Origin of the sequence: Paenibacillus suaedae (assembly GCF_032337355.1) — a bacterium.
In the GTDB taxonomy this organism is placed as follows: Bacteria; Bacillota; Bacilli; order Paenibacillales; family Paenibacillaceae; genus Paenibacillus_B; species Paenibacillus_B suaedae.
This window is the reverse complement of sequence record NZ_JAVYAA010000002.1, coordinates 399,770-411,649: the sequence shown is the minus strand read 5'-3', so window position 1 is coordinate 411,649 and position 11,880 is coordinate 399,770. Positions and strand designations below refer to the sequence as shown.

Here is an 11,880-nt window from a genome sequence, read left to right as displayed (position 1 = left end):
GGGGAAGCATTATGTTATTATCCGAAAAGGAAAGAACAAGTCAGCTTCAATTTTGGCATAGCTATTATTCAGATGAACTTCCAGTTGCTACGGTAATACCTGACTATACTAATATGGATTTGGCAGAGCATATGACCATGGAGACTGTAGATTATACTGCAGAGGACGCTATATTTAAGCAATTGGGTCAATATTGCAAAGAGTCGGATTTTTTATGGTATTGCTTTTTGCTGGCAACGCTGAACGTTTGTCTGTATAAATACTCTGGCGAAAGGGATCGACTGCTCGGCTCGCCGATGCAAGGGGACTCCGCGCAATCTGGCAGACTTCTGCCGATCCATCTTGCTGTCGACCCGGCCTGCAGCTTTAAAGAATATGTGCTGAAGCTCAGGGAACAACTGGCTGCAGTCTATTCCCACCAGCAGTTGGCACCGAATCGGATGAAGCAGCTCCATGTGGTGGCTGCAATGGAAGGGCTTCACAGCGAGATAGCGGATGCTTCAGATCCGGCCTATATTTGCATACTGTTCAATCGTCAGAATGATCGGCTGCACATTAAGTTTGATTATTCACCCAAACGGTATAAAGAATCTACGATTCGCAACTTGTCCGTGCATTATAATGAACTGTTGCAAACAACCATTTTTAACATGGATAGGGCGATTTGTGAATTGTCCATTTGTTCGCTAACTGAACTGGAAAAGATTATGTGCGATTTCAATCCGGTTATCCCCGACAGCAGACCGGCAACAACGCTTGCCAGACAGTTTGAGCAACAGGTGTTCTTGCAGCCTGATCGAATTGCATTGGTCCATAACGGCAGGAAGTTGACTTATAATGAGCTGAATAAACAAGCAAACCGGCTTGCAAATATGCTGCGAACAGAGTGGAATATTCAGCATAATGAATTAGTGGCAGTGCGCATGGGCCAGGGCATCGAATATATCATATCTATCCTAGCAATATTGAAAGCAGGAAGCGCCTATCTGCCGATCGATATGGAATATCCGGATGAACGTATTCATTTTATTCTGGAAGATAGCCAGGCTCGGTTTATGCTTGTACAGCATGTGGATGATATTCCGCAAGGACACATGGTTTCAACGCTTCTCGTAACAGAAAGCCTGAGCCGGGAACTTCCGATGGTCAATCTCGATGTGCCGACAAAAGCGGATGATCTGGCATATTTGCTGTATACATCTGGCACTACAGGCCAACCAAAAGGTGTATTGATCGAACAGCAAAATGTTCTTAATCTGGTACAAGATCCTCATTATCTATCCATGGATTGCCAGACGGTAATGTTGCAGGCAACATCAATAGTATTTGATTTGTCGACATTAGAAATATGGGGCACCCTGTTAAACGGCGGCACACTGGTTATTGTTGATAAAGCTACCCTGCTGGAGCCAAAACGGTTGAAAGAAACGATTCGAGAACAACATGTGAATTCAATGCTCATTACAACAGCGCTTTTTCACCATCTCGCGAGTCATCACTCTGATATTTTTTCCGGTATTGGCCAACTGTTGACGGGGGGAGAAGTGTTATCGTCCGTTTTAACCAATCGTATATTAGAATCATACCCGGATTTACGGTTGGTCAACGCCTACGGACCTACGGAATGCACGGTATTAACAACATATTATGATATTCGCTCGGCTGAAAGCATCAGTATTTCCATCGGAAAGCCGATCTCGGGAACCAATGTGTCGATTTTAGGTGTGGATGATCAGATTCAACCTATTGGTGTACCCGGGGAATTATGTATTAGTGGTGTCGGCGTAGGCAGAGGTTATCTGAATCAGCCGGAACTGACGGCGGATCGCTATGTGCGGATACCTGGCCGAACAGATCAAATCATGTACAGAACAGGAGATTTAGCCTATTGGCGCGAAGATGGAACTATCGAATTTATGGGACGCAAGGATCGGCAGTTAAAACTGCGGGGATACCGGATCGAATTGGGTGAAATTGAGAATATATTATTAAAACATGATCAAGTACTTGAAGCAGTGGTCGTTCCTATTAAAAATACTTCTGACGAGTTGTCGCTGTGTGCTTATATTGTGCCTGAAATCTGTACTGATGAACTGGAGAGCCAACTGATACTGCATTTACGGAAATCGCTTCCGGACTATATGATTCCAGCTGATTGTATTATTATTGAGAGGATTCCGTTAAAAACTAACGGAAAAGTAGACACTGACCAGCTACCGGTTCCCGATAGGCAACAATTACGCGGGCAGCAAACTATAATCCTTCCACAAACCCCAGAGGAACAAAAAGTTGCAGCGATCTGGACCGAAATACTAGGCATACAGCAGATTAGCGTGCATCATAACTTTTTTGAATTGGGCGGTCATTCGTTAAAATTAATTATACTAGCTGAAGAGTTGCAGCATGCCGGCTATTCTATCAATACTATGGATTTGTATAAGTATCCGACAATAGCAAGCTTTTTGCAGTTTCAGCATAAAAGTGGTCAAGAAGGATAGAAGCTCAACCAGGAAGCGGTTAATTGGAATTATCTATACCATATGTTTGCTCAAAGGAATATTATACGATATCCAACGTGGTTTTTTACTATATATCTAGTTTGCAGAGCTATTTTTGCCCTTAATCGATGTTCTGTACTTACTTCATTTATAAGTATACGATCTTAACATGTGAAATGTTTCCGTAAAAAGGGGGCTTTCGCCCCCCTCTTAAATGTCAACTATCATCTAGAGCGAATAGGTTTATCAAAATTGATCATTGTCCCTTTCTAGTAATTGGCTTTTGAGTTCACACAAAACCATTTTACAGAACTCTATTCTGGACATACCCCTGTCAAGTAGACAGATGAAAAAAGCTAAGCTGCTAGCGCGCACTGATACTCAATCGGTGCGCGTTGTTTCAATTTGGCTTGAAAGCGGTGGTAGTTATAATGATAAATGTAATCTTCCACCGCTTGCTGACTGAGGGCTTCTCCTTTACTAGATTTGGATACCGCTTTTTTAAGTAATCCACTTGCACTTTCAGGTAATCTCGTTCTTCTTCAACGCTTCCAAACGACGTCCGAGTACGCCCATTCAGTGGATTTGGCCCGTTGCTTTTCTGCTCATCGAATGACTCCCCGTTTTGCCATTTCTTCACCCAAACCTTCAACTGTGTCAAATAACGAACTCCTTCTCGTTTGGCTACTACCTTGTAACTTTCACAGCCCTCCAAGTAGCGCTCCAACCTCCATGATAACATGACGGTTTTTATTGAGTGTGGTACTTAAGGGGAGCGGCTTTTATAAATCTCAACTGTTCAGCGGAGATTGTTCTTAGATCCGTAACTACCCGGATTTCATGTCCATGACCATCTTGAAACATGACGACTCTATGACGCTCTTTGGATCGGCATGGGGGTGTTCCCAGTTAACAAGTGATATCCTTGGTAACTGGAGACTCGTTTGTTTTCTGTCGACTCGACGTAAAGAATGTGGAGATACGGTCTGTACGTTCTCTTTCAATCGAATGACAAAGGATTGACCTTCCGTTTTATAACGATCAAATCGTTCGATTTTTCCGTACGCGCGATCTTGCACGTGAATATATGACGAATGTGCAAGTTCCTCGCCAACAGGCCCGTCATGGCGGGAGCCAACTTTCTCTATCACGTTCTGTGGCTGACTACTGGCAGCGTGGAAGGTAACGTGCAGCTTGATCCCAGCTCGTTCTCCGTGATACGGTGCCCAAGGGAGACGGGTCCCACCAACAGTGACCGTAGTTGAATCGATAAGCAACAATCATAAAGTGTATTTGACGGTAGATGCTGATAATCCTGGTGTGATTATTCGAAGTTATGAAAAGTCAGGTTTCAAGAAGGATGGTATACTAAGAGACGAAGTCTATAAAAATGGTCAATATGTCGATCGTATAATAATGAGTATTTTGAAGCATGAATATGTAAAGCTTTAGTGGTGATTCAGGAAGGCAAATAAGTCATATAACATTGAGCTATCTAAGGTTGAGGAGTTTCGTGAATACTAGAACGTTATAGGAAATCAGCAACAACTCAAGAAAGCAAAACATTTATAATGAAGGAGCTTGAATATGATCTCTACCTACGTTAAACGCATTCAAGAAGTTTACCCAAATTTACATATTCAAGATGTTAAACAAAATGAGATTGGACAGAACAATGACGTATTTATTCTTAATCAATCTCTCGTCTTTAGGTTTCCTAAGTATAAGCAAGGATTAGAGAAATTAAAGCGTGAAACGGAGTTGTTGGAGTCAATCAGTAAAACTGTAGCGATGCCGATTCCCTATCCAGCCTATAAATCTTTTGATGAGATGGAGGTAGGTAAGGCTTTCATGGGCTATAAGCTTATTGAGGGTTCTCCTTTTTGGAAGGAAGAACTGAGTAATATCAAAAGTCAAAACCTTACGAATGCAATTGCCTCACAGCTTGTTACTTTTCTAATTGAACTTCACTCTATGGATATACCGAAAGCTTTTGTTTCTCAAAAACAACATGAAAGTGTGCATAGAACTATAGAACATCTATATGTAAGAATTAAAGAGAAACTCTTTCCTTTTATGCGAGTAGATGCACAAGAAAAAGTAGCAGAGAACTTTAATGGATTTTTGAATAATACATATAATCAGAATTTGGAGCAAACCTTTATCCATGGAGACTTTGGAGCAAGTAATATCTTATGGGATCCAAAAGTGAACAGGATTTCAGGAGTTATTGACTTCGGAGGTTCCGGACTTGGGGATCCAGCATATGATTTTGCGGGAATTCTCTCCAGTTATGGAGAAGAGTTTTTTGAAGTATGCACGAATTTATACCCATATGGAAAACAAATTTCAGAACGAGTTCATTTTTATAGAAGTACCTTTGCTTTGGAGGAAGCTCTACATGGGATAGATCATAATGACCAAGAAGCTTTTGAAAATGGAATTAAAGAATTTAGATAGAACAACTGAGATAAGAGGGAGTTTTCTCAATGGAGACAAATGTTCAAGAACAGAAATATGACCATCTGCCATTAGGTGTATCTGGGCTAGGGGGGTGGTTGATTCTCGTACAAATCGGTCTTTACTTAACGATGATTCTATTAACGGTTCAACTATTCCAGCATTCATTACCTGCATTCAGATCCGATACATGGGAAGTACTAACGTCATCAACATCACAATATTACCATCCTTTATGGGAACCTGTACTTATTTTCGAGGCGATATATAATGTGCTATTTTTATTCTTCTGTATATTTATACTTATTAATTTTTATAGAAAGAAGTCCACATTACCTCGGCTAATGATAATTTTTTATAGTGTTAGTTTAATCATTGGGGTGATTGATTATCTATTAGTAATTCAAATTCCCTTAGCGAGTGAACTGGAAGATGGAAGCTCATTAAGGGATATAGTGAAATCTGTAATAACATGTGCAATTTGGATTCCCTATTTTATGAAATCAGAACGTGTACATAATACTTTTATTAAGTGAATCGATGAGCCTATATAACCGTCCTGAGGGAGCTGATTCCCGAGTTCTTGAGCGACTTCCAATTTCATCTTCTCATAAGGACGGAATCCTTTCCCAGCTATACTATTTCAGTAGTTGAGCTTCTTCGACCTTCAGCCTTCGGAAAAATAGGAGCCATATGGGTAATTAACTATACCTGGCCAGCTGCAGAGGAATATATTGTGGGTATCCTGTATCAAGGGCGTCTTGTTGGCTCACCGTCCCCGGATTGCCTCGAAACATGCATAAAGATTGGAATGGCTTGTCGGGCGTTATGTGGCATAGCCGTCCCTTGGTTAGCTGCATGCTTCGCAGTTGAAGCTGCTGTCGCGCAATCTGCTAATCTTGTCTATGACGAAAGAAACTTATGAAGAAATCTGCCAGCTGCACTGTGGCATCAATCAAGCTGAGCGTGCATCGAGAGTACGGTGATCGGAAAGGAAGTTCGAATCAAAAGGAGGAACTCTAAATGAGAGCGACGGCCCCTGCTCCAGCTTGCAATAGCTGCACGTTAGCGATCAATGGAGCAATTCGGGATTTGAAAGCAGCGAAGCGATTTGTTGCGCATAGGAAATTTGAGCGTACTGAAGATGCGTTGGCTAACAGCCTCTCAGACATCGCTCAAGCAATTCGAGCAATTAACCGCTTTGAGAAGCGAAAACGTGAAAAATTAAGATAGGATTGTGGATGGATGGCCAGTTACTGATTGTATCGGCAGCTGGCTTTCTAGCTCAATAAGGTGTATGTTCTAAAAAGAAAGGGCCATCCGGCAAAGGATGGCCTTTAAACATGCCGTTACCGACAGCGTGGGAATCGTACCATAAGTGAAGCGAAATATTTGACCTTTACTGCTTAGGACATGGAAATACGCCCCAAGGGAGAGGGGCTCTACTGAATGGGAGGATTATTTTTAATAAGGGTGAGATGATCAATACCTTCCTTTTTAATGGCGTTCTATACGATTAATATTACGAATTGCCTTGGCAATGTCTGGGAGGCTGTTAGCTAGAGCAGTTTCAGCCCGTTCCAATCTCCCACGAGAAAGAAATCGCTTTGCTGCTCGTAGATCCTTTATCGCGCCATTAATTGCGGTCTGGGCATACTGTGAACAGTCTAAACAAAACGGTGGTCTGCGCTGCGAAATAATCGCACTAGCTTTGCGTGTTTTAGCGGTTTTACGGTTATTAGAATGCATGGTATAACCTCCTTTTTTCCAGCAATATATGCTAGTCTAACTTCACTTGCCAAGGTTCGTATCACAGTAAGTGAAAATAAACGCTTAAAATCATTGAGTTGCATATGCAGCTCTTTTTTCTATAGTACTAACGGGAGCATTCCTATATTAAGTGAATGTAATGACCGAAATTTGACTACATAATCTTATGATTGAAGCCCAACAAACCCGAGATGTGGATTGTCGGGCTTTCTTCTTGGTTCAGGCTTAAATCGTTGTGAAATCAAGAATAGGGTGCTCTCATTATGGCAATATAATAAAAACAGATAAGGAGAGATTCCCTTGAGAAGAACGATAGCGGATTCCATCGTGGAATCCCTTCTGAACTCTGGCGTGAAGCGAATTTACGGCATTATCGGCGATTCGCTCAATGCCTTGCTCGATGCAATCCGTCGTTCCGGAGAAATAGAATGGATCCATGTTCGCCATGAAGAGGTTGCAGCGTTCGCAGCGGGCGCGGATGCCGCCCTCAGCGGAGGAATCGCCGTATGTGCGGGTAGCAGCGGACCAGGTAATTTGCATCTCATTAACGGATTGTACGATTGCCATCGAAACAGGGTGCCAGTACTTGCGATTGCCGCTCATATTCCGAGCAGTGAAATCGGCAGCGGCTTCTTTCAAGAGACCCGTCCGGACATGTTGTTTCAGGAATGCAGCTTCTTTTGTGAAGTCGTAACCGGACCGAAGCAAATGCCCCGAGCGGTTACGATGGCGATGCAAACCGCGACGGCAAGGTCGGGAGTGTCTGTCTTAGTTCTTCCAGGAGATGTAGCTGCTTTCGAATACGACGAAAGCCCCGTTCCAGAACGCGTCATCCATTCCACCCGGCCGATTGTCTGCCCTTCTACAGACGAATTGAAGACGCTTGCCGACTACTTAAACAAAGGCAAGAGGATCACCTTGCTGTGCGGTGCCGGCTGCGCGGGAGCTCATGCTTCGCTCATGAAGCTGTGCGAGAAGCTGCAATCCCCGATGGTTATAGCGCTGCGAGGAAAAGAATATCTGGAATACGACAATCCGTATTCCGTCGGATTAACCGGCCTCATTGGTTATTCTTCCGGCTACCATGCCATAATGGAATGCGATGTCTTACTCATGCTGGGTACCGATTTTCCATACCGGCAATTTTATCCGCAGGAAGCGACCATCCTTCAGGTTGATTTGGATTCCTCCCGACTAGGCCGGCGAACGACACTCGCATACGGGGTGTGCGGAGACGTGAAGACGACGGTCGAAATGCTGCTACCCCTGTTAGAGGAACCGCACTCCCCTGAGCATCTGCAGCATTTTGCCGCAGATTATGCCAAAGTCCGCGAGGAACTGGACAAACTTGCAGATCCCGGCCGAGCGCCTATTCATCCGCAATTCCTCATGAAGGTAATCAGCGATCTCGCAGATGAGGATGCCGTTTTGACTTGTGATGTTGGGACGCCGACTGTGTGGGCAGCCCGATACTTGAGGATGAATGGAAAAAGAAGGCTTATTGGCTCATTTAACCACGGGACAATGGCGAACGCCATGCCGCAGGCAATTGGGGCGCAGGTTGCACAGCCGGGACGCCAGGTCGTATCACTGTCGGGGGACGGGGGACTCACCATGCTGCTCGGAGATCTATTGACCCTTCGTCAGCATAAGCTCCCGATCAAGATTGTTGTCTTTAATAATGGTGCGCTTGGATTCGTGGAATTGGAAATGAAAGCAGCCGGCTTTTTAGAATTCGGAACAGAACTCGACAATCCAAACTTTGCGGTAATGGCTCAAGCTATGGGAATCGAAGGAATCCGGGTTGAGGATCCCAACGACTTGGAAAGCGCTGTTCGTCGAGCGTTCGAACACAGCGGTCCGGTAGTGCTGGACGTCGTCGTCAATCGTCAGGAGCTGGCTATGCCGCCGAAGATCAACTTCGAGCAGGCACGCGGATTTACGATGTGGATGCTGAAAGCCGTTTTGAACGGGCAAGGCAACGAAATCATCGAACTCGCGAAAACCAATCTCCTTCGGTAATAAATAGGAGCTCTTTGAAGTAGTGACTACACACATTATCTTGGTCGTATGGCTAAGTAATCATCATTGTTGATGACTATCAAAATGAAGATCGCCTTTGCAACTATTTAAAACCACATACTAACTATTGTCGGGTGAGAAGAACATATATGCTTAAAAGTCGCTTAGTTGCGGCTTTTTTTATTTTCACGATAAATGTTCTTGCCAAAAACCAATGACAAGAACATTTATTGTTTTACGTAAATGAAGACGGTTTTCAATTTCACATTTTCGCTTGGGTCAAAACTGAACTTATAGTAATAACTTCAGGGGGGCAGGGAACTATGCCTTGAAAAATGATGCAGACTGAGTAATGGGGTTAAGAAAAGGGTAGTATAATCCAACGTGTTCTTTAATCCATAAAAAGGGAGCCCATTATGTGTTCATTTTATATGATGTAGAAAAATTCAGACCCAGCCTAAGATACGAGCTATCTAAGGCTGGGTCTTTTCGTATAAGAAATGGCCTTAGAATCTAGAAATAATAAATTCAAAGGATCTTAAATAATAATATAAGAAATCGTGTATCTTCCAGACAAAGGAGGTCGAGTAGAGTGCGTGATTATCGTTACTATAAAGAAGTCTGCACGGGGCTTCCGATGCCCTTTGCCTTCGTTGATCTGGATCTGTTGCAGCAGAATATTCAGAGCGTTCTTCATAGGGCGAATGGAAAAAAAGTCCGCATTGCGAGCAAATCGATCCGCTCTGTTGATGTGCTTCGGCGCATTCTACAGGCAAATGCGCAGTTTCAAGGGATCATGTGCTTCACGGTGCCCGAAGCACTCTATCTTGCGCAGCAAGGATTCACCGACTTGCTGCTAGGCTATCCTGCGACGGACGCACGACTGTTCAAGTCCGTCGCCATGCATCAGCGTGAAGGGCGCAGCATTACGCTGATGGTCGACTGCGAGACGCATGTCGAGCAGGCGGAAGCGGCAGCCGCCAAATATGGTGTGAGGCTGCCGCTCTGTGTGGACATCGATATGTCGATCGATGTCCCTGGGCTGCACTTCGGCGTATGGCGCTCGCCAATACGCTCTACAGCTGCGGCGCTCAGCCTCATCGAGCGCATCGCGCAGTCGAAGCACGTCGTTCTCGACGGGCTCATGGGCTACGAAGCGCAGGTCGCAGGCTTAGGCGACCGCGTGCCTGGACAGGCGCTGAAGAACGTAATCGTGCGGCTGCTCAAGCGCCGCTCAATCCGTGAAGCCGCTGCCAGGCGGGCCGAGCTGGTCGCAGCGATCGAGCGCATGGGCATTCCACCGCTGCGGTTCGTGAATGCAGGCGGCACGGGCAGCTTGCATACAAGCAGCGTGGAGCCGGCCGTCACCGAGGTTACAGCCGGCTCGGGGTTCTATTCGCCCGGTCTGTTCGATCACTATCGGGACTTCACCTTCCTTCCCGCCGCAGGGTATGCGATCGAGATCGTGCGTCAGCCGCGCGGCGATCTCTACACTTGCTTGGGCGGCGGATACACGGCTTCGGGTGCTGCAGGCAGCGACAAACTGCCGCGTCCATACCTGCCGCAAGGTACGGCACTTCTTACGATGGAAGGGGCAGGCGAAGTGCAGACACCGATCCGCTACAACGGGCTAGAAGAGCTGAAACTCGGCGATCCGATCTTCATGCGTCATAGCAAAGCAGGAGAGTTATGTGAGCGATTCGCACATCTCTACTACATTTCGAACGGCAGTATCGTTGGCAAGACAACGACATATCGGGGGGACGGACTATGCTTTCTGTAAATTTGAAGGAGCGCAATACGAAAGTATGGCGCAATTGGTCAGGACTCGTGCGCGGATTGCCAAGAAGCACTGTATATCCGGCCAGCATAGAAGAGGTGGTCGGGATTGTTAAAGAATGTGCCGCCGAAGGACGGAAGCTGCGTGTCGTCGGATCCGGACATTCATTTACCCGACTCGTCCAGACCGATGATGTATTGGTCTCCTTGGATCAATTGCAGGGTGTAATTGCTGTTGATTCGGAGCAGGGGATTGCCGAGGTGTGGGGTGGAACAAAATTGGATCGACTCGGGAAAGAATTGCATGCCTATGGGGTCGCGCAAGAGAATCTAGGCGATATTAATGCGCAATCCATTGCAGGAGCGATCAGTACAGGAACACATGGGACAGGGGAGCGGCTCGGGAGCCTCGCAACGCAAGCAGTAGGTTTGACGGTAGTGACAGCGGCAGGGGAAATCCTCGAATGCTCAGCCCAGCAGGATGAAGAACTTTTTCGGGCGATGCAGGTGTCACTTGGGATGTTCGGGATTATCGTTAAGGTGAAGCTTCGTGTTGTACCTTCGTACGCTCTCCGCTATACAAGCAGCAAAATGCCATTCTCCCAATGCCTTGAACAGCTTGATCTATTCAAAAAGGAAAACCGTCATTTCGAATTTTTTTGGTTTCCTTATACGGATATCGCTCAAGTAAAACTGACCAATAAGACGGATGAGATCCCCGGAACGCCAAGCCGCTGGAGTTACTGGAAAGTCATGCTGCTGGAGAATGCGCTATTCTGGTTATTGTCGGAGTGCTGTCGTTTCATTCCGCGCCTTTGCAAGCCAATAAGCCGATTATCAGCAACAAGCGTACCGGATGTGCAGGAAGTGGGGCATAGTCACCTTATTTTCGCGACGCCGCGGCTGGTTCGATTTAATGAAATGGAGTACAGTGTACCGGCAGACCGCATGCGAACTGTACTTGAGGAAATACGCGATGCAGTAGATCGGGATCAATTTGCTGTTCATTTTCCAATCGAATGCCGTTATGTTCAGGGAGACGATATATGGCTCAGTCCGGCGAATGGACGTGATTCTGGCTATATCGCTGTACATATGTACCGTGGGATGGAGTATGCCGACTATTTTGCCAAAGTAGAGGAGATCTGCAGACGGAATGGCGGGAGACCGCACTGGGGCAAGATGCACACGATGCGCGCTGATCAGCTACATACGGTATATCCGAAGTGGGATGCATTTCTTCGCCTTCGCAAAGAGCTTGATCCTTCGGGCATATTCTTGAACCCTTACTTGGCAGAAATGCTGCAACAGAGCGAGCAGGCGCAATAGCTGACAGTAATGTAACGAGTTC

General features: G+C 45.6%; 9 protein-coding genes. 7 read left to right on the top strand and 2 right to left on the bottom strand.

The window, feature by feature from the left end; translation table 11 throughout:
* The first annotated feature begins 11 nt into the window (after positions 1–11).
* Positions 12–2,498, top strand: coding sequence for a non-ribosomal peptide synthetase (locus RQP50_RS09530; protein ID WP_315745079.1), 2,487 nt, complete (start codon positions 12–14; stop codon positions 2,496–2,498).
* A 356-nt stretch (positions 2,499–2,854) separates the two neighbouring features.
* Here the strand turns inward: RQP50_RS09530 and RQP50_RS29320 are convergent, their stop codons facing one another.
* Positions 2,855–2,950, bottom strand: coding sequence for an IS3 family transposase (locus RQP50_RS29320; RefSeq protein WP_394358381.1), 96 nt, complete (start codon positions 2,948–2,950; stop codon positions 2,855–2,857).
* Positions 2,951–3,325: 375 nt separating this feature from the next.
* Positions 3,326–3,775, bottom strand: a complete 450-nt coding sequence (locus tag RQP50_RS29315; protein WP_394358380.1) for a transposase — start codon at positions 3,773–3,775, stop codon at positions 3,326–3,328.
* Between the two features lie 310 nt (positions 3,776–4,085).
* Here RQP50_RS29315 and RQP50_RS09520 point away from each other — a divergent pair, with 310 nt between their 5' ends.
* The 6 genes from RQP50_RS09520 to RQP50_RS09500 all read left to right on the top strand — a co-directional run bounded on the left by RQP50_RS09520 (position 4,086) and on the right by RQP50_RS09500 (position 11,858).
* Positions 4,086–4,958 (top strand): phosphotransferase family protein, encoded by an 873-nt coding sequence (locus tag RQP50_RS09520; protein ID WP_315745075.1) that lies wholly within the window; start codon positions 4,086–4,088, stop codon positions 4,956–4,958.
* Positions 4,959–4,987: 29 nt separating this feature from the next.
* The gene (locus RQP50_RS29310; protein ID WP_174808722.1) at positions 4,988–5,494 is read left to right on the top strand and encodes a DUF2569 domain-containing protein; all 507 of its coding nucleotides are present in this window, start codon (positions 4,988–4,990) and stop codon (positions 5,492–5,494) included.
* A 487-nt stretch (positions 5,495–5,981) separates the two neighbouring features.
* Entirely contained in the window at positions 5,982–6,191 is a 210-nt protein-coding gene (locus RQP50_RS09515) for a hypothetical protein (RefSeq protein ID WP_315745074.1), read from the top strand.
* 837 nt (positions 6,192–7,028) lie between these two features.
* Positions 7,029–8,750, top strand: coding sequence for a ubiquinone-dependent pyruvate dehydrogenase (poxB, locus tag RQP50_RS09510; RefSeq protein ID WP_315745073.1), 1,722 nt, complete (start codon positions 7,029–7,031; stop codon positions 8,748–8,750).
* Positions 8,751–9,342: 592 nt separating this feature from the next.
* The gene (locus tag RQP50_RS09505; protein ID WP_315745071.1) at positions 9,343–10,533 is read left to right on the top strand and encodes an amino acid deaminase/aldolase; all 1,191 of its coding nucleotides are present in this window, start codon (positions 9,343–9,345) and stop codon (positions 10,531–10,533) included.
* Positions 10,521–11,858, top strand: coding sequence for a D-arabinono-1,4-lactone oxidase (locus RQP50_RS09500; protein ID WP_315745069.1), 1,338 nt, complete (start codon positions 10,521–10,523; stop codon positions 11,856–11,858). The genes RQP50_RS09505 and RQP50_RS09500 overlap by 13 nt, the downstream gene beginning before the upstream one ends.
* The last annotated feature ends 22 nt before the right edge of the window (positions 11,859–11,880 follow it).